Genomic DNA, 26389 nt, shown 5'->3' with positions numbered 1-26389 from the left:
AAGAGCGATTAATTATTCGTATATTACCACATTTAAGGGTTGTTTATACTGAGGTGAATTCCGACTGATGATTAAGTAACCATCCTATTTTTTGATGCTAAAACCCTACTACCCATCAATCTCATCCATGAAATCATCCAGATACGCTTCGTTTTCTGGCTCTTGCGTATCCACTTCGCCGCCGGTGGCTTTGAAGTTCTTGTTTTGGATGTACGCATCGCGGGTGAAGATGTACGGATCTGGCGAGTCACGTAAAATCGCTTCTTGCTGAACCAGTGCGGCGCGGCTTTCCATTCCGTCCAGTGCCCACTTGCCTAAGCTCTGCCAGAAACTCAGTAAATTCAATGGGAAGTACAAGTCATCGACGAGGTCACCGGCGCCTTCACGCAAGGTGATCGGGCCGTACATTGGCACCATGAAGTAAGGGCCGTTGGCAACACCGTAGTAGCCCATCGCATCACCGAAGGCGCGATCGCCCGGGTTCTTAATATCGGCCAGTGACGCAATATCAATGAGGCCAGCCAAACCAAAGGTGGAGTTAATCCAAAAGCGGTTAAAGTGGGTAATGGCTTGCTCACCTTCTAACATAAACAAACTGTTCACCATGCTGGCGGGCTCGTCCAAGTTGGCAATAAAGTTGCGAATACCGGTACGAAACGGCGATGGCACGTAGTTGACGTACGCCAACGACACCGGACGGGCGATATACGGGTCAAGGTAATCGTAGTTGATGTCCCACATCACGCGGTTGATCGGTTCAAACGGATCGTACACACCCGGCACGCCGTAGTCACCCTCACCAGCATCGATCTCTTCCAGTACGGCGGCTAAATCATCATCTTCTTCGGCAGCAAGCGCAACATTGTCTTCGCTAAGCGGTTCTTCACTCACGGCTGCGACACTGTTCAGGCCAATATCGTTATGATCAGCATTCGTTTCAACCGCAACGTCCGTTGCCGTATTCGGGGGTGTGTCAGCACACGCAGTGAGAGTCAGCGCAACAAACAGCGCCAAAAGATGATGTCGTTTCAAAGTCATATCCGTTAAATAATCAAAACATGCCGTGACCGTTCAACACAGATTGATGCGTTAAACAATCAATGACATGTTTCGTCATGAATGTGTTAATACAAAATCCGTCCCTGTCTGTGATCTCGGTGTGATCTCGCCATATGCCCAAATAAAAAAGGCTGGATACAAGTATAGTATCCAGCCTTTCACTTTCATTCCAGCTTATCGCAATTAATATTGCTGGTTTATCAAGATGTTTGTGGAACCACCCAGCGGAATGACGTCACTTTCGCCATACCAGTCACCGGTTTTGGTCATCACGTTGCCATCGCTGTCGATGCGGGCTTTGATGATCATGTCGGGCAATGAGGTCATTGGACGTTCTGGGATCATGCTGTCGCTGTCATCCAGCGTGATGTCCAACGGGAATGCGGACAACGGCAAGCGACGAGCCGCCACTGGCATTGGTGCGCCATCGGCCGAATGCACAGAGATGATCACCATCCCTTGTGCCGGTAACGTCACTGACGGATCCAACGCGACCTTGACCGAAACAGACGTCGCGGTATTGTTGCTCTTGTCGATCTGCGCCTGTGCACGGGCGATACTGCGATCCAGCATGCTGGCACGCGGGTCGTCTTCACCGATCATCTGCTTCATCATGTTCCAATACGCGACTGCTTGCGCGTAATCGTTCTTTTCAAACGCATCGAACGCTAACAGTGACATGGCACGAATATTGGTGTGATCGGTACGCAGCACGGTACGCAGCAACAGACGCGCGCGGTCGGCTTGCGCCGGATCGCCAATCATCATCAAAGTCTGGGCATAGCTCAACTGCACTTCCGGGTTATTCGGATCCATGCGGTAGGCTTTGTCCATCGCTTCTTGTGACGTGCTGGCATCACGGTTCGCCATGCCGATGCGTCCCAATAGCAACCAACCGGTAGCATCGTTCGGATTTTCATGCAAACGGGTACGCAGTGCCAGTGTTAAGTCATCCATTTCTTGATCGCTGAGCGGCGTTTCGCCGTCATCCGCCATCAAGCGCTTAGACAACTCAGGCAAACGCTGCACCGTGTCTTGCCACGCCTGCACTTTATCCAAGCTGCCGACTTTCATGTACATGCCGTACGTCACGCCAATCAGTACAATCAGACCGGGGATCAGCATCGCAGTGCTTACTGCGGTCTTTTTCTCGTGGGTGGCTTCCGGTACGTCATCAAGTAGCGATTGCTGCAACTCGACCACCAGTTCGTCTTGGTTTTCAACCAAGCCTTCTTGGCTTTCTTCGTTAAGCTCGTCCATACGATCGTTAAAGAAGGCTTTGTTCAGCTCATCACGGCTGGCGACTTGATCTTGCTCTTTACCGCGATACATCGGCAACACAAAAATCGCCATTGCGATCACCACCAGTAACGTGGTGACTAACCAAAATACTGTCATTATTCCACCTTGCCGTTACGGGCTTTCTCTTGTTCCATTTCAGCCAGCAGTGCTTGCAAACGGGCTTGCTCATCACTGGCCAGTGCGTCGGTATCGGTCACGCTTTCATTGCGCTTGCGAGAACGCATCACCAAGACAGTAAAGCCAATCACGATGAACAGCAGCGGGCCGAACCATAAAATCAGCGTTGACGCCATGATCGGCGGATCGTAGGTCACGAAGTTACCGTAACGGGCGATCATGTAATCCACCACGTCTTGCTGGCTCTTGCCGTCTTGCAGCAGTTCGTAGGTTTTCTGGCGCATGTCTTGCGCCAGTGTCGCGTTAGAATCAGCAATGTTGTTGTTCTGGCACTTCGGGCAGCGCAATGTCGCCGTCAATTCCTGAAACGCTTTTTCCTGCTCAACACTGTCAAACTCATACACATCAATCGAGGCCATCGCAGCCGGTGCCGTTAATACAGACACGGTACCGAGCGCAGCCACAGCACCCATCATCATCACGAGCGCCATCACCGGGGCCATCACAGCACGGCGAGTTAAGCTAAGTGAAAACACAGACGTAAACTGACGCATCATCCTTTGGCCTCCTCAAGCAACTGGTCATACATCGGCTTTAGCGTGTCGTTCCAGTTACGGTCGTTCACATCGCCAACGTGGCGGTAACGAATAATGCCGTTGGCATCGATCAGGAAGGTTTCCGGTGCGCCATACACGCCCAAATCCATGCCTAACATGCCGTTGCCGTCAAACAAACTGTGAATGTACGGGTTACCCAACTCGTTCAACCAGCGTACCGCTTTCAATCGCTCGTCTTTGTAGTTCAGGCCAATGATTTTCACGCCTTCACTTGCCAGTTGGTTCAAGTACGTATGCTCAGCCAAACAGGTCGGGCACCAAGTGGCCCACACGTTCAGCAGTAACGGCTCGCCCATGAAGATATCCTGATCGTACAGCTTGCCTGCTTCCACCAAGTCTTCCAACTTGAACTGTGGGACCGGTTTGCCGACCAAGACCGATTCCAGCTTAGTGGGATCATCACCGTCAGCATTGCGAGTCAGCTGGATCATGAACATCACCACCAACCCCATGAACAGGACTAATGGAATAAACAGGAGCTTTTTATTCATTCCTTGGTTCTCTTTACGCATTAGCTGACTTTCGCCTCTTGCTTGGCCGCAGCCGGTTCATCTTTATGGGCTTTTTTACGGAAGCGATAACGCTTGTCGCTCAGTGCGAACGCGCCGCCCAATGCCATCAAGGTGGCGCCGAACCAAATCCAGTTCACAAACGGTTTGTAGTAAATACGCACGGCCCATGCATTGGTGCCATCGAGTTTTTCACCCATTGCCACGTACAAATCGCGCGTTACGCCACTGTCGATGGCCGCTTCGGTCATCATAGAACCCGCTACCGAGTAGTAACGCTTCTCGGCGTGCAAGGTCGTGATGCGGTCGCCGTCACGGGTAATGTTGAAGTCGGCAATGTAACCGTCGTAGTTCGGACCGTCTGCATCGCGCAGGCCAGCAAAATGGAAATCGTAACCTTGTACTTGTACGCTTTCGCCCGGTGCCAAACGGACATCACGTTCGATGTCGTAGTTTGAAACCAAGGTAATGCCGATCAAGCTCACGGCCATACCGATGTGACCCAGCATCATCGCCCAGTGACTACGGCCGAGTTTACCCAAGCCCGTCACGAAGCGGTGACGGTGAGTGGCACGTTCGTACAATTCAAAACCGTGCATCACGATAATCCAAATTGCCATGGTCATGCCCAATACCGCCATCGGCTCTAGCACATCGGTAAAGAACCACACTGACAAGAAGGCCAGCGGTAACGTTATGAGAGCAGAAATGGTCATCTGCTTGCTGACACTCGACAGCGAATCACGCTTCCAGCGCACCAGTGGACCGATACCCAAAATGAAGGCAAACGGGATCATCAACCAGGTGAACAAGGTATTGAAGAACGGCACACCGATAGACACTGAGCCCAGGCCGATTTGCTTGTGCACCAATGGCAACAAGGTACCGATCAAGACCACCAGCAGGCCAGCCACTAGCAATAGGTTATTCGCCAGCAACAAGTTTTCACGTGAGAACAGGCTGTAATGACCGCGCGAGCGGATCTGACCACCACGTAGGGCGTACAGCAGCAACGAACCGCCGATCACCACCACAAGGAAGCCCAAAATGAACATGCCGCGCGCCGGATCAGAGGCAAACGCGTGCACCGAAACCAGCACGCCAGAACGCACCAAGAAGGTGCCTAATAGGCTTAATGAGAACGCTGAAATCGCCAGTAAAACGGTCCACGCTTTAAAGCTGCCGCGTTTTTCGGTCACGGCCAGTGAGTGCATCAATGCGGTACCCGCAAGCCAAGGCATGAATGACGCGTTTTCGACCGGATCCCAGAACCACCAGCCGCCCCAGCCCAATTCGTAGTATGCCCACCATGAACCTAGCGCGATGCCCAGTGTCAGGAATGACCATGCCGCAATCGTCCAAGGACGCGACCAGCGTGCCCATGCAGTATCCAAACGGCCTGTCATCAGTGAGGCAATCGCAAACGCGAACGCGACCGAAAAGCCCACGTAACCCATGTACAGCAATGGCGGGTGAATGATCAGACCCGGATCTTGCAGCAGTGGATTCAGATCGCGCCCGTCAACCGGGAAGAATGGCAACGTACGCACAAACGGGTTAGAGGTCGCGATAATGAACAGCAAGAAGCCGATCGCGATCATGCCCATCACAGACAATACGCGCGCGAGGGATTCCAATGGCATGCCACGGCTGAACACCGCCACGGCCACCGCCCATGCTGCTTGGATCAACACCCACAGCAACAAGGAACCTTCATGGCCGCCCCAAACTGCCGACAAGCGGTAGTACCATGGCAACATGGAGTTCGAGTTACTGGCCACATACGCCACGGTGAAATCGTTAGCGTAAAACGACCAGCTCAGAATAATAAACGACACGAGAATCATGCCGAAGACCCCGTAGGTCAACGGACGTGCCATGCGCATCAGGGCTTGGTTGCCGACTGAGGCGCCATAAAGCGGGTAGACGCTGAGGAGGATCGATAACCCCAGCGCGACAATGAGGCTAAAATTGCCTATTTCTGCAATCATGGTTGAGTACTACCTTGCAATTGGTCATCACTGTACTGAAGCGGCGCATGGGTTTTCTGCATCGCTTCTGCCACTTCAGGTGGCATGTACTCTTCGTCGTGCTTCGCCAGCACTTCGTGCGCTTCAATGGTATTGGCATTCACCAAGACACCCTGCGCGACAATGCCCTGCCCTTCACGGAACAAGTCCGGCAAAATACCGTCGTAGGTAATGGTCACCGACGGGCCCACATCGGCCACATCAAACGACACTTGCAGCGAGTTAGGATCACGCTTCACTGTGCCCTCTACCACCATGCCACCAATACGTAAACGCTGACCCACCTGGGGTTTGGTGCCGTCCGGCTTGCCTTGTACCAGTTCGGTCGGGGTGTAGAATAAATCCATGTTCTGGTTCAACGCATAAAGCAGTAAGCCCACCGTGGCGCCGAGGCCAACCACTAACGCCAATACCAGAGTCAGGCGCTTTTTACGTCTCGGGTTCATAGGGTGTTCTCCAATTTTTCAGCATCTTTAATACGTTGCTCACGCGCAATTTTGTTTTTGATCTCCACCGCCAAACGACGCTTGGTGTTCAGGCTGGCGATCATTACCCACAACAAGGCCCCAAACGAGATCCCGTAGGCGGCCCATACATAGGCGCCGTAACCGCCCATGGCTAAAAAGTCACTAAAAGAGTCAAAATGCATAGCAGCCTCACTTCATCATCATGTCACGCACCCACGGGCGATGACTTTCACGGGCAATGATTTCATTGCGCAGACGCACCAAAGTCAGCGCGCCAAAGAAACAGGCAAAGCCGACAATGTTCAGTAACAACGGCCACAGCATGTCAGCGTCAATCGACGGTTTATCAAATTTGGTGATCGTCGCGCCTTGGTGCAGGGTATTCCACCACTCGACCGAGAAGTGAATGATCGGCAGGTTGATCACCCCGACAATCGCCAGAATGCCCGCGGCTTTACCGGCGGTTTTTTGATCGTCAAACGCGCTGTACAGCGCAATCACGCCCAAGTAGAGGAAAAGCAGAATCAATTCAGAGGTTAAACGGGCATCCCATACCCACCACGCGCCCCACATCGGCTTACCCCAAATTGCACCAGTTAGCAGCGCAATCACAGTAAATACCGCACCGATCGGCGCCATGGCCAACGCCGCCATGTCAGACAGACGGATCTGCCACACTAAGCCAATAAAGGCGGCAATCGCCATCGACATGTACGCACCCATCGACCAAATGGCCGCAGGCACATGCAAATAGATGATCCTGAAACTGTCACCTTGTTGATAATCGGTTGGGGCGAACATCAGGCCCCAAACGGTGCCGGTGATGATCGTAACCAACGCAATGATCGAAAACCAAGGTAGCAAGGTACCGCACAGGCGGTAGCAATTTTCAGCTTTCGCGTAGGGATGTAACCACTTCCACATATTTTTGCTCTACTCGTGTAATAGGAATACTTACGTTGACTGGCAGCCATTGGCTCAATGGGAAACCCCATTCCTGTGGCCGTCAACGTGCTGTCTTCTGGTTGACCTTCCTTGTTTAGCTCAAAATTGTCTCATGAGATCCGTTCTCGTGAGACAAATAACGGGTTAGTTAATTGTAATCATTTATTGCACACTTATGCGTAACGATGCTGCGACGGCAAACGGTGACAAGGTGGCCGACCCGACCAGCATGGCCCCCATCAACGCCAGTTGACCGTTGTACGGCATACCCAAACTGGCGGCATTGATCGCGGAGGTGGCAAATATAAGCACAGGGATATACAGCGGCAATATGAGCAGGCTCAATAAAACCCCACCTTTACGTAATCCCACCGTTAACGCGACCCCGATCGCGCCTAGAAAACTTAACGTCGGTGTCCCGATGAGCAGCGTCAGGACCACCGCTTTCCACGTTGCCCAATCCAGCGACAATAAAATCGCCAACAGCGGGCTGATCAATAACAGCGGCACACCGGTCAACAGCCAATGTGCGACCATTTTGGCAAACGCCAAGGTCGCAAGCGGTGTGGGCATCAATAACATTTGCTCTAACGAGCCGTCGACAAAGTCATCGCGGAACAAGCGCTCCATCGACAACAACGCCGCGAGTAACGCCGCCACCCACACAATACCGGGCGCAATACGCGCAAGCAGGTTGGGCTCAGGGCCAATCCCGAGCGGAAACAGAGTGATGACGATAATAAAAAACCACAACGGGTTAAACACATCGGCTTGACGTCGAAAAGCGATCAACAGCTCACGACGGATAACATGCATGATGGCATTCATGGTCGGTTAGCGCCCCAACTTGATTTTTCGTAGGTGGTGACTGTCGGTAAACAGGTCTTGGTGGGTGGTTAAAATGACCATGCCCCCCCGCTGTACATGGGACAAAAACAGCTGTTCCAACACTTTCACCCCTTGCTTATCAATCGCTGTGAGCGGTTCATCCAAAATCCACAACATGTGGTTACTCAACCACAACCGTGCCAATGCCACGCGGCGCTGTTGACCCGCAGACAGTTGGCCTGCTGGCACATCTTCACGCCCCGCCAGTCCCACTTGCGCCAAGGCTTGCCACAATCCTTGCTCACCACCGACTGGCGGGGTGCCGCGTAACGGACTGGTTGGGTTTTCTTGGTGCATCGCCTGAAAAAACGCTAAGTTTTCATAGGCCGTCAGCTCGCGTTTCACGCCAGTTTGGTGACCGAGAAACAGCAGGTCTTGATGGTAATCTTCACGCGCGGCTTCAATGTCTTCATTGTGCCAATACACCTTGCCGTTATCTGCGTATCCCAGTCCGGCCAAAATCCGGAGCAAGGTGGTTTTACCAGCCCCATTGTGACCTTCAATCTGCACCAACTCACCGGCCGTCACCGAGAATTGGAGATTTTCAAACAGGACCCGCTCATCACGAGTACAACTTAACGCTTCAACAGACAACATAAACAGGATGTATCCTAAGTGACACAATTAGCCGGGAATAGTAACACATTGACCTGACTATTTGTTAGTAACGCGATGATCTCACTCCACCGCTTCCTACCCGCGCCATCAGCGTTCATGCCCGTCATTACGCCAAGGTGCACACTCTGGCATCGCACAGATGCATTTTCTGCATCACGCCCGTTGTGAACGAACACCTTTATTGACCTGAGAATGAAAAAAAAGTGCGATGAAAACGAGAGGCAAAAGACAAAAACGCCAAAATGCGCACACTCTCTTTTCATTGCGATAACAAATCCGTCAATATTGTCATAGCATAGCGCGTATTAACGCTGTCAGCGTCACGAAATGGTGTCCATAATCAATATCTTATTCGTGGGAATGCGCGGGCATGATGTCATATTCATTTACATTTATTGCTACTCAGACACATCTTGCAGGCAAAAAAATAACCCCTCACAAGGAGGGGCTATGACATGGAGAGAAGATAGAGGCTGTCAGTGCTTTCGCGCCGATTACTGGTTACCGGCGACGATGCGTGTGCATTTGCTGTAGCCGCAACAGCAATTCTGCTTCGGCTTTCGGCAAATCACACTCTTGCATCAGCTCGTTCACGTCAGCACCCAGTTCAACCATCTTGCTGGCGCGGCTGTACAGGCGGCCATCGGGATCTTGCATCGCCAGTTCCCCTTGGCGATCGGCCAAGGCTTCCAGCTGGTGCGCCATCTCGGACAACGTTTGTCCCATGCCCAAGGTACCCGCACGTAACTCACTGAGCTGTTTCGTAAGACTTTCCTGTTGCTGCCGGGCGTTCTTCAACACCACTTCTGTGGCGGCAAACTTATTTTCCAGCATTTGGCGCGCCGTACGCTCACGGCGTACCATGCCATAGGCGATGCCCACCGCCAACACAGACACCGCCATCGGTGCCCATTGCAACAACATTGTCATCATCATTCGCTCTGCCTTATTGCAAGATAGTCAGCACGACCCGATCACAGGTACGCCATGTCGTCCCATTCATCATCAGACAACAGCTTGTTCAAATCCACCAAGATCAATAGCTGACCATCGCGGTTGCTGACGCCCTGAATGAATTTCGCGCTTTCTTCGGTGCCCACACTTGGTGTGCTGTCAATTTCAGAGCCGCGAAGATACACCACTTCCGCCACGCTATCGACCAAAATACCGATCACTTGTTTTTCCGCTTCGATGATCACGATACGGGTATTGTCAGAGATCTCACCTTGCATCAAGCCAAAACGGGAGCGGGTATCAATCACCGTCACCACGTTGCCACGCAGGTTAATAATGCCGATCACGTAATCGGGGGCACCCGGTACCGGGGCGATTTCAGAGTAGCGCAATACTTCACGTACCTGCATCACGTTAATGCCGTAAGTTTCTTCACCTAATTGGAAAGTCACCCACTGCAGGACTTGATCGTTATTGTCTTCTTTTTGTATTTCAGCGACACTCACCTGAGACATGCTGTTTCCTCTTTGACCTATTTTGCAGCGATAAAAATTTTGTTACTGCAGCGTTCCTGCGCGCTCACCATCCATCGTGATCGTGAACTGGCCTTCATGCCTGTTGTAACGTGGTTTGCACATCTAATCCGGCATCGAGCATCGCAATCAGCTCTGGCACGTGGATCAATGCACACATTTTTTCTTTCACCATGCCCGCCAGCCATGGCCGCTTACCGGCCTTTTCGCGCCAACGCACACTGTGTTCTTCTAAGGTTTCCGTCCCTTGCAAGCCATCACAGGCTAAGCCCCAGCGACTTTCGCCCAGCATCACCAAGTAACGGTACGCTTCGCGATGGGCATCATCTGCCAGTCGCTCTGGCATCACCCACCGTGCGGTGTCCACCACATCCAACGTATGATCACGGTTGGTCATGAGTCCCAAATACCACGGCGGACGCCCCACCAAGAGATTCATGTCGCCCAATTGATGGATCCCGCCTAACGCCGTCAATGGCACCGCAAAGGTCACGCCATTCACGTCAAAGAACAACGCCTGAAACGCATTCCCCAAGGCATCTTGTTGTTGCCAACCATCCGGCGGTAAATCGGCCGATGCTTGTGCCGCCAATGCCGTTTCTATAGTTTCGACAACAGAGGGGGGCGTTTCGACAACGAGGGGGATCGCGTCAACGTCTGGAGACAACGAAACTGTTGGCGCAAACACGTCAGGCTCCGCTGGCATGGCCAAGTCGTGTACCGTAAGATCCGGCAACGCCATGTCCTGCTCCGCCACCGCGGCGGACACGGTGTTGATTTCGATGCTCGAGACCTGTGCCATCGGCGCTTCTGGTGCGATGTCAACCGGGCTTTCTTGCGTGGCCTCGTGCGCCATCACCAACGCCCAGTCATCGACCAAATCCTCAGGCTCAGCCCCTACCGTCATCACGGGTTCCGCCTCCGTTTCAATGACCGGTTCGGGTTCTGCCAATACACTGACCTGGCTCAGCAAACGCTGTAAATCATCACGTTCGACAGGCATATCCAGCCAGCTGGCACGGCTTGCAAGTGTCGGAGCACTCTCGGCCAATGGCTGCGCGGAAAACGGTGACGAATGAGACAACGGCGAATGAGACAGTGCCGACTGTGACTGAGGCAACTGCGGCAAAGACGCGTCGTTAAAGATAGAGGCAACGGGTTCAGCGGCAAATGCATGCGCTTCGGCCTCTGACGACAGAGAAGAAAAATCAAAGGGCGCACACGCGGGTGACACAGGGTCTTGCATGTAAACATCCTGCGCGACCGCCTCTTCGACAGGCGCAGCCACGTCAACCGGCTCTACAGACCCAGCTGGTGCAAATACTGTTTGATCGTCTGATCCGTCTTGCCTGGGATCCTCATCATGCAGAGCCAACGCACATGGCGTCTGGCCCTCCTGCTCATCGGCAGGCGCAAGATAGGCCTCCTGCATATTGTCTTCGGACACATTCGCAGGTACATCATGCGCATCACAAGCCGGTGCAATCTCCTCGACGGTGTCGTCGAGCAAATCAAAAAAGTAATCGTCGAGCGCTTGCTCACTCGACAGGCGAGAGTTATCGCTCATCAACTTGCAAACGCTCCAAATAATTCAATAACGTTTTATACGCAAACACACCGCGGCAACTGCGTGAAAACAGTGACGGCGGCATACGCTTGATACTGGCATCGCGGAACTTGGTATCAATTGGCACCGCCGACGCCCAGACTTGCTCAGGGAAACGCAGTTTGAGTTCTTGCAACGTCTGTAACGACGCACGGGTACGCTTGTCATACATGGTCGGCACAATGGTGACGTTAAACCCAGCAGGCTTGGACTTTTCCATGATTTGCAGCGTGCGCATCATGCGTTCCAACCCTTTCATCGCCAGAAACTCCGTTTGTACCGGGATCAAAATGCGATCGCTGGCCGCCAGCGCATTGACCATCATCACGCCCAAAATCGGCGGACAATCAATCAACACATAGTCGTAATCATCCCGTAAACTGTGCAGGGCTTTTTTCAAAATCAACCCCATACCGCTGCGGTTACCCATGACGCGATCCAGTGTCGCCAACGACATGTGTGCCGGAATGATATCGATATGCGCAAACGCCGTGGGTAAAATCAACGGACGCACTGTGTCACGGGTAATGCTGGTCAGCTGAAACAAATCAAACAAGCTGGCCGGTAACGCGTCGGCATCGAAATCCAGATACGTAGACAGTGAGGCATGCGGATCGGTATCGACCAACAACACCCGTTTATTGCGCTCACTCAACAACCCTGCCAAGGTGACAGTGGTGGTGGTTTTCCCCACGCCGCCTTTTTGGTTGGCGATACTCCAAACGATCACGCGCGAATCCTCACCCTAATCCAAGCTCAATCATGATCCGCTCAGCAATACGCTCAAGCGGCAGATCTTCACTCGACAGGCCGGCTTTCGCCACCGCTTGTGGCATACCGTATACCACACAGCTGTCTTCATCTTGTGCCCAAATGGTGGCACCGGCACTTTTCAGCATGCGTGAACCGTCACGGCCATCGGCCCCCATGCCAGTCAACACCATCGACAATACATTGCTCTGGTAGACTTTTGCCGCCGAGCCAAACGTGACATCCACGCACGGTTTGTAGTTCATGCGCTCGCCGCCGTCGATAATACGTAAACGTGCAGCACCCGGACGGCCATCAACCATCATCTGCATACCGCCAGGCGCTAAGTACGCCATGCCCGGTTTCAGCATGTCGCCATCTTCGGCTTCTTTTACACCAATGCGACACAGGTTATTCAAGCGCGCCGCAAACGCAGCGGTAAACGTGGCGGGCATGTGCTGTACTAACACAATCGGCAACGGGAAATTCGCCGGCAACTGCGTCAGAATTTTTTGCAGCGCCACGGGGCCACCGGTTGAGGTACCGATCGCCATCAGTTGGTATTTTTTGCCCGAGGCTTTAAACCGTCCCGCGGTCATCGGGGTTGGACGCACCGGTTGACGAGGCGTCATTGCCGCCATCGCGCTTCCCGCTGAAGCACTTGTCGCTGTGCTTGTCGAAGCACTCGCCGACGTACTGCTTAATGGACGACTTAAAGAACGCGTTGATTCACGCAATGCACTCGCCGCCGGACGTGAAGCCGACAAACTGGATGACGCGCCTGATGACAATGATGACGTCAAAGGTGATGCTGCACTGCGCAACGGACGACGCATAAAAATACGCTTACGGGCAATTTCCGCCACGCGCTGTTGTAACAAGGACGTGGCTTCATCACGGTTGCGGGCAATGTCTTCAAATTTCTTCGGCAGGAAGTCCAGCGCACCGGCATCCAACGCATCCAGCGTGGCTTTGGCACCTTCTTGCGTCAGGGATGAGAACATCAAAATCGGGGTAGGATTGGCCTGCATGATCTCACGCACCGCCGTGATCCCATCCATCACGGGCATTTCGATATCCATGGTGATCACATCAGGTTGTAGCTGACGTGCCATCTCTACCGCTTCTTTTCCATTAACGGCATTGCCAATCACGCTTAAACGCGGATCCGCATTCAATATTTCACTCACACGTCGGCGGAAAAAACTTGAATCATCCACCACCAATACTTTCACGGCCATGCTTATTGTTGTCCCGTTAATGTGCTTTATACCCAAATCCCCTTCCGCTCACGCCTACGCGGCGAGGAAGCAAAAAGACAAAGACATTTGGGTATCTACAGATAAAAAATGCGCTATTAAGGCGTCGGATTTTAGGTGATAAGCCTCACTCTTCACCCGAGTGAGGCTTGTTTCATGCCACTGTGTGTGGCTAGGTCTTTAGCGCGATGGCTTAGCGACCGGCGTAATGCTTGAGCAAGTTCGGTACATCCAGGATCAAGGCAATGTGACCATCACTGGTGATCGTCGCGCCCGCCATGCCCGGTGTCCCTTGCAGCAAGTCATCCAGCGGTTTAATCACCACTTCTTCTTGCCCAATCAAGGTATCGACCACAAAACCAATACGCTGGTGGCCAATCTGCACAATCACCACGTGACCATGGTCGCGAGCACGTTGGGTCGAGCGCATACCCGACAACCAATCTTGCAAGTAGAACAACGGAATGGCTTTATCACGCACGATGATCGTCAACTGGCCATCAACGGTGTTGGTCTTGCGCAGATCCAAATGGAAGATCTCGTTCACGCTCGCCAATGGCAAGGCAAACGGCTGCTCACCCACGCCCACCATCAAGGTCGGTAGGATCGCCAAGGTCAACGGCACTTTGATGTCAATCCGGGTGCCTTTGCCCAACGCAGAATCAATGGAAATCGATCCGTTCAGCTGGCTGATCCCGGTTTTCACCACGTCCATGCCTACGCCACGCCCCGAAATGTCCGAGATCTCTTTCTTGGTCGAGAAGCCCGGCGCAAAGATCAGGTTGTAACACTCGCTGTCCGTCAGACGGGACGCGGCATCACTGTCCATCACACCGCGTTCAACGGCAATCGCACGCAGTTTGTCTGGATCCATACCGCCGCCATCGTCTTCGATGGTCAACAGAATGTGATCCCCTTCCTGCGAGGCTGACAGCAACACCGTCCCCTGACGCGGTTTACCGGCTTTTTCACGCACATCTGGCATTTCAATGCCATGATCGACCGAGTTTCGCACCAAGTGCACCAACGGATCCGCCAGCGCTTCCACCAAGTTCTTATCGAGATCGGTTTCTTCACCGCGCATTTCCAGCTCGATGTCTTTATTCAGGCTACGCGCCAAATCACGGACAACGCGAGGGAAACGGCCAAACACTTTCTTGATCGGCTGCATGCGGGTCTTCATCACCGCACCTTGCAAGTCCGCCGTCACCACATCCAAGTTCGCCACGGCTTTCGCCATGTCTTCATCGTTGCTGTTCAGGCCCAAGCTCACCAAGCGGTTACGCACCAATACCAGCTCGCCCACCATGTTCATGATGGTATCGAGCGTGGAGGTATCCACACGCACAGTGGCATCAGCCACTTTGGCTTTTTCTTTTGCGGCAGCACGCACAGGCGCGGCTGGCGCGGCTGCTTGAGCGGCATACACCGCAGCGGCCGCAACCGGCGCGGGATCCGCAACCACAGGCGCAACAGGCGAGGCATTCATCATGCTCGAGGCAACAGAAGCAGCGAACGCATCGTCCACTTCCACCGCCGAGGCACTTGGCAATGCCGCCGCCGAGGCTAAGACGTCATCCAGCATATTCATGACCGGATTGGTCGCTATATCCAGCTCTTCCGCAGAAGGGCCTTTGCCGCTACCGTGCAATTCATCCAGCAGGCGCTCGAACTCGTCGTCGCTCATCAGATCATCGCTGTCGCCCATCATGCTGACACTGGCAGCCGGTGCCGCGGAAACTGGCGAAGAAGCGGCAGGCGCTGACATAACCGGTACGTCAACAACCGCAACATCGGCGCTGACGCCCACGCTGCCTGGGGCGTTGCCCGCGCCGTGCAATTCATCCAGTAAACGTTCGAACTCGTCGTCCGTAATGTCACCGGTTTCGGTTTGGATTTGGCTTACAATGTCGTTGCTGACGGGTGCCACAGTTGCAGATGCAGCCGGCGCAGAGTCCAACGCCATGCCCGGTGCACATCCCATTCCGTGCAGCTCATCCAATAGACGATCAAATTCATCCTGCGTCATGTCATCCACTGAATCGCCCGCAATTGCCGTTGATGCCATTGCCGGTGATGCAACCGAAGCCGCAGGGAGATCAAACGCTGACATATCCAAGGCTGGGACAGCTATCGGCTCTACCTTCTGCTCAGCAAGCTGTTCAACAACCTGCTCAATAACGGGCGCAGCAGCCTGTTGCAGCTCGGCGGCTGTCGGTGGCAAGCTGAAGCGGTGCAGGGCTTCCAGCAACGCCGGATCCGCCGGATCAACCGGTTCACGATCTTGCACCTGACCAAACATGACATTGATGGTATCCAATGCCTGCAAAATCACGTCCATCAGCTCGGCATTCACGACACGTTTGCCGGTACGCAGCAGGTCAAAGATATTCTCAGCCCCGTGGCACGCGTCCACCAGCTCGCCGAGTGACAAGAACCCTGCCCCGCCTTTGACGGTATGGAAACCACGGAAGATAGCGTTCAACAATTCACCGTCATCAGGACGGCGTTCCAACGCAACCAACTGCTCAGAGAGTAACTCTAAGATTTCCCCGGCTTCTATCAAAAAGTCCTGCAGGATATCTTCGTCTAAATCAAAGCTCATTTCGTTCCCCTAAAATCCTAGGCTCGATAGCAGGTCGTCGACATCGTCCTGGGTAGACATGACATCTTCGCGCACTTCGCTGTTCACGATTGGGCCTTCTGGTGCCAATCCACAAACAGGACGAGGTGTGTCCGTGTTGTCATCTTGTTCCATACCAAAAGCTTTAAGGATTTCAACCAGCTGATCTTCCACTTCATGCACCAGTTCAATCACCCGACGGATGATTTGACCAGTCAGGTCTTGGAAATCTTGTGCCATGAAGATCTCAGTCAAATGGCTGCGCAGCACCGTACCGTCACTCTCGACCTGAGTGAACAGATGATCAATGTCGTGACAAAGCGATTTGAATTCCATCAACTCAATCTGTCCGGCCATCAGCCGTTGCCAGCGCGGGTGAATTTCTTGCAGGGTCTCCCCCATGCGATCCGCCAAAGGCTGAATGGCATCCACCGCATCCATGGTTTTATTGGCTGCTGCTTCCGTTTTATCTATTACATACATTAAGCGATCGCGGGCATCCGGGATGTCCGTCTTCGCAAGATCGTTAATACGCGGATCGAGGCGGAAATTGGCCAGTGAATCATGCAACTGGCGTGTTAATCGGCCCACTTCGGCATACACAGGATCGTGACTGTCTGAAACGAGGCCTGTCAGCATCCTGTTCGCATCGTCTTGGTTACCCGCTTCAAGCAGACTGACAAGCGTTTTGGCCTGATCAAGTGTAATCATGGTAATGGTTGTCCTTTTACGCCCGACGATAACTTATTGCATGCGCTCGAAAATTTTATCCAATTTTTCTTTCAGAGTGGCTGCGGTGAACGGCTTCACGATGTAGCCATTCACGCCCGCCTGTGCCGCTTCGATGATCTGCTCACGCTTGGCTTCCGCCGTGATCATCAATACAGGCAAATGGCGTAGCTGCGCATCGGCACGGATATGCTTAAGCAAATCGATACCTTGCATACCTGGCATGTTCCAATCTGTCACGACGAAATCAAAGTCACCTTTTTTCAACATCGGCAGCGCTGTCAATCCATCGTCCGCCTCTTGGGTGTTGTTAAAGCCCAAGTCACGTAGCAAGTTCTTAACGATTCGGCGCATTGTTGAGAAGTCATCAACAATGAGGATTTTCATGTTTTTATTCAAAGTTGCCTCCACTGCGGTCACAGTGTTTTAGCTAATGGGTATTACGCCGTCCAAGCTTTGAGCTTGGACCGCAAACGTTGCATCGCCTGACTATGTATCTGGCAAATTCGGGATTCACTCACCCCAATCACAGCCCCTATCTCTTTGAGGTTGAGTTCCTCGTCATAGTAAAGCGATAGGACCAATGCCTCTCTTTCAGGCAGTGTTTTTATGGCATCCGCCAGTGACTGGCGGAAATTATCGTCTACAACCCCCTGAAAAGGAAGGTTTTCATCGATAGATTCATCATTAGAGACCACATCTTCCGCGACACCCAGATCATCCATCCCCACTAAACGACCACAATTGACGTCATTCAGGGCTTGGTGATACTGCTCAAGCGGCATCTCAAGGTGGGCGGCAATTTCCTGATCATTGGGATCGCGCCCTAAGATGCCTTCAAGCACTGAAATGGCTTCGGTGATGCGGCGGCTGTTTTTGTACACCGAGCGCGGCACCCAATCACCGCGGCGAATGTCATCTAACATTGCGCCTCGGATCCGGATCCCGGCAAAGGTTTCAAAGCTGGCCCCTTTGGTCGGATCGTAATTTTGCTGCGCCTCCAGCAAGCCAATCATCCCGGCTTGGATCAAATCTTCCAGCAAGATGTTGGGGGGTAATCGCCCCATCAGGTGGTGCGCGATGCGTTTTACCAGCGACGTATAACGCGTGATAAAAGCCTGCGGACTTTCCTGATAACGGCCATAGGTCAGTGCTTTATTCACTGAGCGACACCTCTTGCTGTGTGCGCTTGATCAGGAGTTTTTCCACAAAGAATTCTAAGTGGCCACCCGGACTCGCCGGTACCGGCCAGGTCACGGCTTTGTTCGCCAGCGCATTCATCGCTAACGCGGCAGGGCTACGTGGGAAGGCTTCCACCACCACACGCTGACGTTTCACCGCTTGGCGCACGCTGTCATCAAGCGGAATACACGCGACCAATTCCAAATTGGCCTGTAAGAAACGTTCGGTCACGCGGGTCAGCTTGGTGAATAAATCTCGGCCTTCACGGTAGCTACGTACCATGTTGGCGACAATTTTAAAGCGCTGAACATCGTATTCACGGCTCAGAATTTTGATCAGTGCATAGGCATCGGTAATCGATGTAGGTTCGTCACACACCACCACCAATACATCTTGCGCCGCGCGTGAAAAACTCAGCACCATGTCTGAAATGCCCGCGGCGGTATCCACCAGCAACACATCGATGTCGTCTTCTAACGTACTGAATGCACGGATCAATCCCATGTGTTGGGCGGCGGTCAGTTCGGCCATGTTCTGCGTACCGGAAGACGCCGGGACAATTTTCACCCCGTACGGCCCTTCGACGATGATGTCTTGCAAATCACAGACACCCGCCAACACATGGGACAAATTACGGGTCGCACGCACCCCGAGCATCACATCCACATTGGCCAGACCCAGATCGGCATCCAACACCATCACGCGCTTACCTTGGCGAGCCATGGCAATGGCCATGTTCAAGGTGACGTTTGTTTTTCCTACGCCGCCTTTACCGCCCGTAACCGTAATCACTTTGGTCGAGGTAAGCTGTGTCATACGGCGCAAACCGCTCGCTTGATCGTACATGCTGGTCTCAATCATAAAAGTCTGCCGACTGGTTGTCAGAGCTATCGCTAGTCCAGTAATGGGGTTGCTGACTTAACTCTTGTTCTAATAATTCATTTGCTCGTGCAACCAAGTAGTTACCCGTAGCGACCTTGATATCTTCTGGCACGCGTTGCCCGTCGGCCAAATAGGCGATCGGCAACGCATGTTGAATCGCGACACAGACCACTTCTCCGAGGCTGAGCGATTCATCCAATTTGGTCAGCACGCATCCCGACAACGGAATACGGCGGAAATGTTCGATGGTTTCATGTAACACGCGGCGTTGAGCCGTCGCCGGGAGTACTAAGAAGCTGCGGATCTGTGATCCACTGTTTTTCATCAAAGTATCCAGTTGCTCAGACAAGCGAATATCACGCTGGCCCATACCGGCAGTGTCTAACAAAATCAGGCGGCGATGACGAAGCTGATGAAGTATATCGGCCAACTCTTCGGCATCTTTAGCCACGCGTACCGGACAACCCATAATGCGGCCATAAGTAGCCAGTTGCTCATGTGCCCCAATACGGAACGTATCGGTGGTGACCATGGCGATCTGATCCGGCCCAAAGTCCATCGCTGCGCGCGCTGCCAGTTTGGCGATGGTGGTGGTTTTCCCCACCCCCGTCGGCCCCAGCAACGCCACCACGCCACCGGTATTTAAAATGCAATCGTCCGTTGTGCTGATTTGATCGGTCAGCAGATCTAATAACGCTGGCCACGCTTCATTGGGCGGCACATCTTCTGGGATGTAACACGCCAGCTGGTCCGCCAATTCTGGCGACAAGCCCATTTTTTCCAAGCGCTTGATCATCATGGCGCGCATCGGTTCACGGCGTTCCACTTCCTGCCACATCAACCCGGATACTTGGTGTTCCAGCAAACGGCGGATCGAGGCCAGCTCATTGCGCATGGCATCCATTTCCCCTTCGCTGTGCTGCTGGGCTTTCGGATCATAACGGCTCGGATCGAGTCGGTTGCCGCCACGGTGATATTCGGATGCTGCCGATGTTCCCTGCGAGGCATGACGACGTTGTCCGCCCACGCTGTCAGGCTGGCGCACTTCCGGCCGGCGGTAATCACCGATGTCCAGCGCGTGTGGCTGACGACCATAACCTTGTGCCGGCTGTGATGGCGCACCTGAAGCATGAGCCGATTGCCCCATTCCACCGCCGTACGGGCTGCGCATTCCATTGTCTGCAGCACGCGATCCTGCTGAGCGCATGGCCGGTGATGCGGTACGTCCCGCCGGTTCGCGGTCATAACCGCCCTGTCGGAACCCCGCATTCAGGGGATCTTGGTCTTGATAGCGGTAATCACCGTGCATCTCACCACGCGGAGCACGCTGCCCTTCTCGATGCGGCTCTCGGTGCGACTCGCGGCGTACGTCTTGATGCGTTTGAGCATGGGACGGTGAATGCGTGTGCTTCGATTGGCGCTGCAACAACGCCGACAAGGAATCGGCTTCTGGCTCCACCTCTGCCGCGTCGCTGCCGGTGTCACTGCCGGTATAGTTTTGCAATACATTGGCAAAACGGCTGACGCTGGATGACTGCTGCAACTGCACTTTGTCATCCACCAGCTTACGTTTTGCCTGACCCAAACGCTCTGCCAACATGTGGCGCGTAGACGTCGATGCTGGCGGCGTGTTGTCGGCATCGGTATCTACCGCCGCCACAATCTCCACCCCGCCCGTCACTTTCTTGTTGGACATGATCACGGCATCCGCGCCCAACTCTTCTTTAACCTGACTCAGGGCTGTGCGCATGTCCTTGGCAAAAAAACGTTTAATTTTCACTGTTATAATCCTGCTTCATCATGCTGTGTCTCTGACGCTTACCCGCAACGCGATACTTCACGTACACCTTTGGCATTACTGGTTACCCACGGCACTGACGATACGTATTTGTTTCTCGTCCGGCACTTCTTGATAAGAGAGCACCCGCAAAGAAGGAATGGTATTTTTCACAAACTTCGCCAACGTCGAGCGCAACACGCCCGATGTCAGCAAAACAGCCGGTTCGCCTTTCAGCTCCTGCTGTTGGGTCGCTTCTGCCAAGGAGCGTTGTAAACGCTCCGCCAGCCCCGGTTCAATGCCCGTGGATTCCCCACCGGCAGACTGCATTGTCTTATGCAATATCTGTTCCAACTCAGGCACCAACGTAATCACCGGCAACTCAGGCTCTATGCCATTGATTTCCTGACAAATCAGGCGTTTTAGGCTAATACGCACCGCTGCCGTCAAAATGTCAGGATCTTGACTTTTTGCCGCGTACTCAGACAAGGTCTGAACAATGGTGCGCACATCACGGATAGGGATCCCTTCATGCAGCAAGTTCTGCAGCACTTTCACCACCGCACCCAACGGTAACTGCTCCGGCACAAACCCTTCCACCAACTTCGGTGTGTTCTGCGCCAGCATTTCCAGCAAGTTCTGCACTTCTTCGTGACCCAGCAATTGCGAGGCACAATTGGTGAGGATTTGGCTCAGGTGAGTGGCCAACACGGTGGCGGAATCCACCACGGTGTAACCCAAGGCTTGTGCGTGCTCACGCTGGGATTCCAAAATCCACACCGCGTCCAACCCAAAGGCCGGATCACGGGTCGCTTCGCCGTCAATGTGACCAAACACTTGGCCGGGATTAATCGCCAACTCCATGTTCGGGTGAATATTCGCTTCACCGCAGGCGACCCCCATCAGACTGATCCGATAGGTATTGGGCGGTAATTCCAAGTTATCGCGAATGTGGACCGGCGGAATAAGGAAACCAAAATCTTGCGACAGTTTTTTACGCACGCCTTTCACGCGGTCAAGCAATTCGCCGCCTTGCTCTTTGTCCACCATCGGGATCAAACGGTAACCCACTTCCAAGCCGATGATATCAACCGGTTGCACATCATCCCACGACAGCTCTTTTTGTGGCGCGGGCGCCGTAAGATCGGTCGCTGGTTTCTCCGCTTCTGCAACCGCGGCGGCTTGCGCTTGTTTAATGCGCCAGTAGGCAAAGCCCCCCACCAGGGCAGCGAAGAGCAGGAACGGGATATGCGGCATGCCCGGCACAACCCCCATCACAAACAAGATCGCACTCGTAATGACTAAGGCTTGCGGGTTGTTGAACATTTGATGGGACATTTGCTGCCCCATGTCTTCGTCAGTATTTTGACGCGTCACCAACATTGCGGCGGCGATAGACAGTAACAATGAAGGGATCTGCGCAACCAGACCATCACCAATGGTCAGCAAGCTGTAGATTTCCATTGCGGCACCAAAGCCAAGGCCATGCTGACCCATGCCGATCACGACCCCGCCGATAATGTTCATGAACAAAATCAAAATACCGGCAATGGCATCCCCTTTGACAAACTTTGAGGCACCGTCCATTGAACCGTAAAAGTCGGCTTCTTTGGTCACTTCAAAACGGCGGGTACGGGCCTGATCTTGGTCAATCAAACCGGCATTCAAATCGGCATCGATCGCCATCTGTTTACCCGGTAAAGCATCCAAGGTGAAACGGGCACTCACTTCCGAGATACGCCCCGCACCTTTGGTGACGACCATGAAGTTGATGATCATTAAAATCAAAAACACCACCAAACCAACGGCATAGTTACCACCAATCACGACAGCACCAAAGGCATGGATCACATGGCCCGCCGCTTCGGGGCCTTCATGACCATACAGTAAGACGACACGGGTTGAGGCCACGTTCAATGCCAAGCGCAACAACGTCGCGATCAGCAATATAGTCGGGAAAGCGGCAAAATCCAGCGGACGACGGGCATAAATGGTGACCAATAAAATCACCATCGCCAAGGCGATGTTGAAGGTAAACGCCATGTCCAACAGAATGGGCGGCATCGGCAAGATGACCATGCCGAGCGTGGCAAGCACCATGATCGGTGCGCCGATAGCCGGCATCGACCCTAGCCGTGAAAACGGTAATTTATCGGAAAAAGGTAAAGAAAATTTCATGTCATCCGGTTACGGCAGTAAAGCACTCTGTAATACGCAATTATTTAACGATATTGCGCTAATAGTTCCGAATTGCTTGCAATAATCATTCCAATAAAGCGTCAACAAAATGACAGGGATGTGTAGGGGCGAGTTTTAAGTCTAAAGGGACGAGGGGCGAGTCACGCTTCGCTTCGAGGGACGAGTCTCGGGTAAAAGCGGAAGGGTAAAAGAGCTTATGGGATCCTGTGGTCCGACAGTATCGAGTAACTAGAAACGAGATCCTAGAAAAAGCAAAAGCTGGTACGAATAACACGAAATTCACCCGCCTTAGCTTTTCGCTTTGACGCGCTTCTCGGCGTGAAGCATCACTCGATACTCGTTACCGCACTTACTCGCCCCTTTAGACTCGTCCCACGTCCCTACTTTGCTTTCCCATAGGGCCTCAGGGCCTTAGCTCCGTTTTCCTTTCCGCTCTTACTCGTCCCTCGAAACTAGGTTCTCGCCCCTTCCTCAATACTGAAATTCATTCGGAATATTGGTCGCTTCTTTCGACAAGGCCGGTTTTCTGCCCTGCCCTTTACGGTATTGCTTCAACTGGAACACATACGCCAGCACCTGTGCCACGGCGCTGAACAGCCCATCGGGAATTTGCTGTTCGATTTCCGTGGTATGGTATAACGCACGGGCTAATGGCGGGGCGGGCACAATATCAATCTTATGCTCGTTGGCAATTTCCCGGATCTTCAACGCCAAGAAGTCGGTGCCTTTGGCAATCACCACCGGCGCAGCATCGATTTCTGGCTTGTAACGCAATGCCACCGAAAAGTGCTCCGGGTTGGTAATGATGACGTCAGCCTGCGGCACATCGGCCATCATACGGCGTTGGGCCATCTCCCGTTGCAACATACGAATACGCCCTTTCACTTCCGGTTTCCCTTCGGTTTCTTTGTATTCGTCTTTGATTTCCTGCTTGGTCATTTTCAACTGTTCGTTGTGCTGCCAAATTTGGTACGGCACATCAATCGCCACCACGATCAACAGTGAACAGCTGATGAGCAAAACAAAACCGAGCAAGAGATCGAGCGCATGAAACAGGTTCTGCGGGTAGACTTCAATGGTTAACTGGAACAAGTCTTCCAATCGGCTCTTCATCAACACAAACGCCATGCCCGCCACCAGCACAACTTTGAGGATGGATTTGATCAGCTCGACCACGCTCTGTTTGCCAAACATCCGACCGAAGCCACTGATCGGATTGATTTTCGACAGCTTCGGCATCGCCGCTTCCATCGAGAAATTGATCCCACCTAACCCAACCGCACCAATAATGGCGGCCACAAACAAAAACACCAGCAAGATAAACAGCGGCATCGTCACATGCATGACCGCCGCGCTGATCACGGCAAACAGCCGGTTAAGATCGAAGATCTCCTCCCGACTAAGGGTAAACAACTTGGTCATCATGTCCGCTAAGCTACGGCCAAGCGGTTCACCAAACCACATTAACCCAACGGCACCGGCAACCAGTACAGCGGCAGATGCTAATTCTCTTGAGCGCGGTATTTGCCCTTTTTCCCGCGCCTGCTGAAGCCTTCGGGCCGTGGCGTCTTCGGTACGTTCTTGACCGTCAGCGTCTGACATGGATGCATCTCACGTAAAAGTTGATGGAAAAATAGGGGCGAGGAAGATCAAAAGGGGTCCTGTGGTCCTTATATGGACTCCTAGAGAAAATCAACAAACAGCATGAAAGCAGGAATTGATACGCGCTTATATACGGGCTACTTTGAGGAGCGACCTCGCCCTACTATGTATTCGCACCAACAAGCTTATTCTATGGGGCGGTATAACTTACCATGAACCACAACGAGCTTTTGTTGGTCGGTCTGACCTGTTTCACATCGTAATTTGTTGATTACTCATATTCATAAAGCCAAACAAACAGGCTTATATTCTGAGTCATGTTTTAGTAGTGCGTACGCGGTACGCACTGTTTTGTTAGCTAACGCTATAGCTGCAATTTTCTTACCTCGACGCTCGATTAAGGATTTCAGCCAAGCTTCTTTTTGAGTTCGTGGTTGGATATGAACCACCTTACACACTACGGCAAGCGCACCTTGAAAAAGGATACTACGGAGTCGCTTGTCTGCATTACGTTTAGAGATCCGCCCTAAGCGCTCTTTCTCACCCGAACTATACTGCTTGGGGGTTAAACCGATACTGGCTGCTGCATCTTTGCCATTAACAAAATTTTCGCCTTTACCCAAGCGGATAGCTAATCCAAGCGCCCCAATTGGGCCGACGCCCTCTAACGCCATCAACTTTTGACAAGGAGCATGAGCTGCTACCAAAGCTTCCAATTGCACATTTAAACTATCTACATACTCAAGCTGCACTAATAATCTTTGCCAGGCCTGAAATAATGTCTCTCTGAAACTATGAGGTAAGCCGTTCTCGGCATCTTCTAAAATCAAAGGTAGGCTACGTTTTAACGCTGATAGACCTTGAGGAAAAATGATACCGAACTCACTGAGTAACCCCCTTAGTTGGTTACTTAATTCAACTTGTTGAGCAATCGCTAACTCACGCACTCGAGATATAGATTGTAGGCCTTGCTCCTCTTCAGATAACACCCTCACACTATGAATGTGTAATTGCGTAGCCGCTACGGCTATTGCAAGCGCATCATTTCGATCTGTTTTCTGCTTATGTTGGAATGGCTTAACAGCCCTAGCACTCATCATCTTTACTGAATGCCCGGCCGACTTTGCAAGTCTTGACCAATAATGCGCGCTGGCGCACGCTTCCATTGCGACCAGCGAAGGCTTTTCTTTCCATATCAATTCAATGAGCTTTTGTCTGGACAACTTTCGGTTGTATAGCACGTTGCCTAACGGGCCAACTTTGCAAACTTGAAAAACATTTTTTGCCAAATCGATGGCAAGCACATTATGGTTACTCATGTATGGGCTCCTCTTTGGCTAATTCTTGCTTGAATTAATACCGTACTCCCCTTGGTGGGAAGGAGTCCATACATCTGTGGTCCTGTGGTCCTGTGGTCCTGTGGTCCAGTGGTCCAGTGGTCCAGTGGTCCAGTGGTCCGACAGTATCGAGTGGCTAGAAACGAGATCCTAGAAAAATCAAAAGCAAAGCACCACTAAGTTAAATCAGTACCGATTCTTTGCTTTTTCTCGTCCCTTTAAACTCGCCCCGCGTCACTGCTCTGCTTTTTCCATAGGGCCTTAGGACCAAGGGCCGCTCTTGCTTTTACTCGGAGCGCAGCGTGACTCGTCCCTAGCCACTCGCCCCTTCAGACTCGTCCCTGCTCCGCTTTTCCCATAGGGCCTTAGGACCAAGGACCGCTTTTAAACCCGCTTTTGCTTTT

Annotated in this window: 23 protein-coding genes and 1 pseudogene; all 24 read right to left on the bottom strand. The window is 52.7% G+C overall.

Annotated features, from left to right (window positions below):
* Positions 1–108: 108 nt before the first annotated feature.
* Positions 109–1032, bottom strand: a complete 924-nt coding sequence (locus tag ACSF8W_RS04095; RefSeq protein ID WP_500845288.1) for an MlaA family lipoprotein — start codon at positions 1030–1032, stop codon at positions 109–111.
* Positions 1033–1242: 210 nt separating this feature from the next.
* Positions 1243–2457, bottom strand: a complete 1215-nt coding sequence (gene ccmI / locus ACSF8W_RS04090) for a c-type cytochrome biogenesis protein CcmI (protein WP_500845287.1) — start codon at positions 2455–2457, stop codon at positions 1243–1245.
* Positions 2457–2951: a cytochrome c-type biogenesis protein gene (locus tag ACSF8W_RS04085; RefSeq protein ID WP_500845905.1), complete on the bottom strand. Its 495-nt coding sequence runs from the start codon at positions 2949–2951 to the stop codon at positions 2457–2459. Before ACSF8W_RS04085 ends, ccmI begins: the two co-directional genes overlap by 1 nt.
* An 80-nt stretch (positions 2952–3031) precedes the next feature.
* Positions 3032–3586, bottom strand: coding sequence for a DsbE family thiol:disulfide interchange protein (locus tag ACSF8W_RS04080; RefSeq protein WP_500845285.1), 555 nt, complete (start codon positions 3584–3586; stop codon positions 3032–3034).
* Between the two features lie 20 nt (positions 3587–3606).
* Positions 3607–5595 (bottom strand): heme lyase CcmF/NrfE family subunit, encoded by a 1989-nt coding sequence (locus ACSF8W_RS04075; protein WP_500845283.1) that lies wholly within the window; start codon positions 5593–5595, stop codon positions 3607–3609.
* Entirely contained in the window at positions 5592–6080 is a 489-nt protein-coding gene (gene ccmE / locus ACSF8W_RS04070; RefSeq protein WP_500845281.1) for a cytochrome c maturation protein CcmE, read from the bottom strand. Before ccmE ends, ACSF8W_RS04075 begins: the two co-directional genes overlap by 4 nt.
* Positions 6077–6283, bottom strand: a complete 207-nt coding sequence (gene ccmD, locus ACSF8W_RS04065) for a heme exporter protein CcmD (RefSeq protein WP_500845279.1) — start codon at positions 6281–6283, stop codon at positions 6077–6079. Before ccmD ends, ccmE begins: the two co-directional genes overlap by 4 nt.
* 7 nt (positions 6284–6290) lie before the next feature.
* A complete protein-coding gene (locus ACSF8W_RS04060) occupies positions 6291–7025 on the bottom strand; it encodes a heme ABC transporter permease (protein WP_500845278.1) in 735 nt (244 codons plus the stop codon).
* A gap of 183 nt (positions 7026–7208) precedes the next feature.
* A complete protein-coding gene (gene ccmB, locus ACSF8W_RS04055; RefSeq protein WP_500845276.1) occupies positions 7209–7874 on the bottom strand; it encodes a heme exporter protein CcmB in 666 nt (221 codons plus the stop codon).
* Between the two features lie 6 nt (positions 7875–7880).
* Positions 7881–8531, bottom strand: coding sequence for a cytochrome c biogenesis heme-transporting ATPase CcmA (gene ccmA, locus ACSF8W_RS04050; RefSeq protein WP_500845274.1), 651 nt, complete (start codon positions 8529–8531; stop codon positions 7881–7883).
* A 522-nt stretch (positions 8532–9053) separates the two neighbouring features.
* Positions 9054–9485 carry a DUF2802 domain-containing protein gene (locus ACSF8W_RS04045; RefSeq protein WP_500845903.1) on the bottom strand — a complete coding sequence of 144 codons (432 nt, stop codon included), beginning with the start codon at positions 9483–9485 and terminating at the stop codon, positions 9054–9056.
* Between the two features lie 41 nt (positions 9486–9526).
* Positions 9527–10021 carry a chemotaxis protein CheW gene (locus tag ACSF8W_RS04040; protein WP_428479546.1) on the bottom strand — a complete coding sequence of 165 codons (495 nt, stop codon included), beginning with the start codon at positions 10019–10021 and terminating at the stop codon, positions 9527–9529.
* A gap of 94 nt (positions 10022–10115) precedes the next feature.
* Positions 10116–10565: pseudogene (locus tag ACSF8W_RS04035) on the bottom strand (chemotaxis protein CheW); the annotation flags it as partial.
* A gap of 1030 nt (positions 10566–11595) precedes the next feature.
* Entirely contained in the window at positions 11596–12375 is a 780-nt protein-coding gene (locus tag ACSF8W_RS04030) for a ParA family protein (protein ID WP_500845272.1), read from the bottom strand.
* 10 nt (positions 12376–12385) lie between these two features.
* Positions 12386–13636: a protein-glutamate methylesterase/protein-glutamine glutaminase gene (locus tag ACSF8W_RS04025; protein WP_500845270.1), complete on the bottom strand. Its 1251-nt coding sequence runs from the start codon at positions 13634–13636 to the stop codon at positions 12386–12388.
* 211 nt (positions 13637–13847) lie between these two features.
* Positions 13848–16259, bottom strand: coding sequence for a chemotaxis protein CheA (locus ACSF8W_RS04020; protein ID WP_500845268.1), 2412 nt, complete (start codon positions 16257–16259; stop codon positions 13848–13850).
* A 9-nt stretch (positions 16260–16268) separates the two neighbouring features.
* A complete protein-coding gene (locus ACSF8W_RS04015) occupies positions 16269–16988 on the bottom strand; it encodes a protein phosphatase CheZ (RefSeq protein ID WP_428479541.1) in 720 nt (239 codons plus the stop codon).
* Positions 16989–17021: 33 nt separating this feature from the next.
* A complete protein-coding gene (cheY, locus tag ACSF8W_RS04010) occupies positions 17022–17393 on the bottom strand; it encodes a chemotaxis response regulator CheY (protein ID WP_047876291.1) in 372 nt (123 codons plus the stop codon).
* Between the two features lie 53 nt (positions 17394–17446).
* Positions 17447–18169: an RNA polymerase sigma factor FliA gene (locus ACSF8W_RS04005; protein ID WP_500845265.1), complete on the bottom strand. Its 723-nt coding sequence runs from the start codon at positions 18167–18169 to the stop codon at positions 17447–17449.
* Positions 18162–19049, bottom strand: a complete 888-nt coding sequence (locus ACSF8W_RS04000; protein WP_500845263.1) for a MinD/ParA family protein — start codon at positions 19047–19049, stop codon at positions 18162–18164. Before ACSF8W_RS04000 ends, ACSF8W_RS04005 begins: the two co-directional genes overlap by 8 nt.
* The gene (gene flhF, locus ACSF8W_RS03995; protein WP_500845261.1) at positions 19042–20850 is read right to left on the bottom strand and encodes a flagellar biosynthesis GTPase FlhF; all 1809 of its coding nucleotides are present in this window, start codon (positions 20848–20850) and stop codon (positions 19042–19044) included. Before flhF ends, ACSF8W_RS04000 begins: the two co-directional genes overlap by 8 nt.
* Before the next feature lie 75 nt (positions 20851–20925).
* A complete protein-coding gene (gene flhA, locus ACSF8W_RS03990) occupies positions 20926–23025 on the bottom strand; it encodes a flagellar biosynthesis protein FlhA (protein ID WP_500845259.1) in 2100 nt (699 codons plus the stop codon).
* Positions 23026–23517: 492 nt separating this feature from the next.
* A complete protein-coding gene (gene flhB, locus ACSF8W_RS03985; protein ID WP_500845257.1) occupies positions 23518–24648 on the bottom strand; it encodes a flagellar biosynthesis protein FlhB in 1131 nt (376 codons plus the stop codon).
* A 281-nt stretch (positions 24649–24929) separates the two neighbouring features.
* Positions 24930–25967: an IS110 family RNA-guided transposase gene (locus tag ACSF8W_RS03980; RefSeq protein ID WP_500845256.1), complete on the bottom strand. Its 1038-nt coding sequence runs from the start codon at positions 25965–25967 to the stop codon at positions 24930–24932.
* Between the last annotated feature and the right edge of the window lie 422 nt (positions 25968–26389).

The organism is Photobacterium sp. 270122K (genome assembly GCF_059941365.1).
The sequence above is the reverse complement of the archived record's forward strand: the minus strand, read 5'-3'. Positions and strand labels throughout refer to the sequence as shown.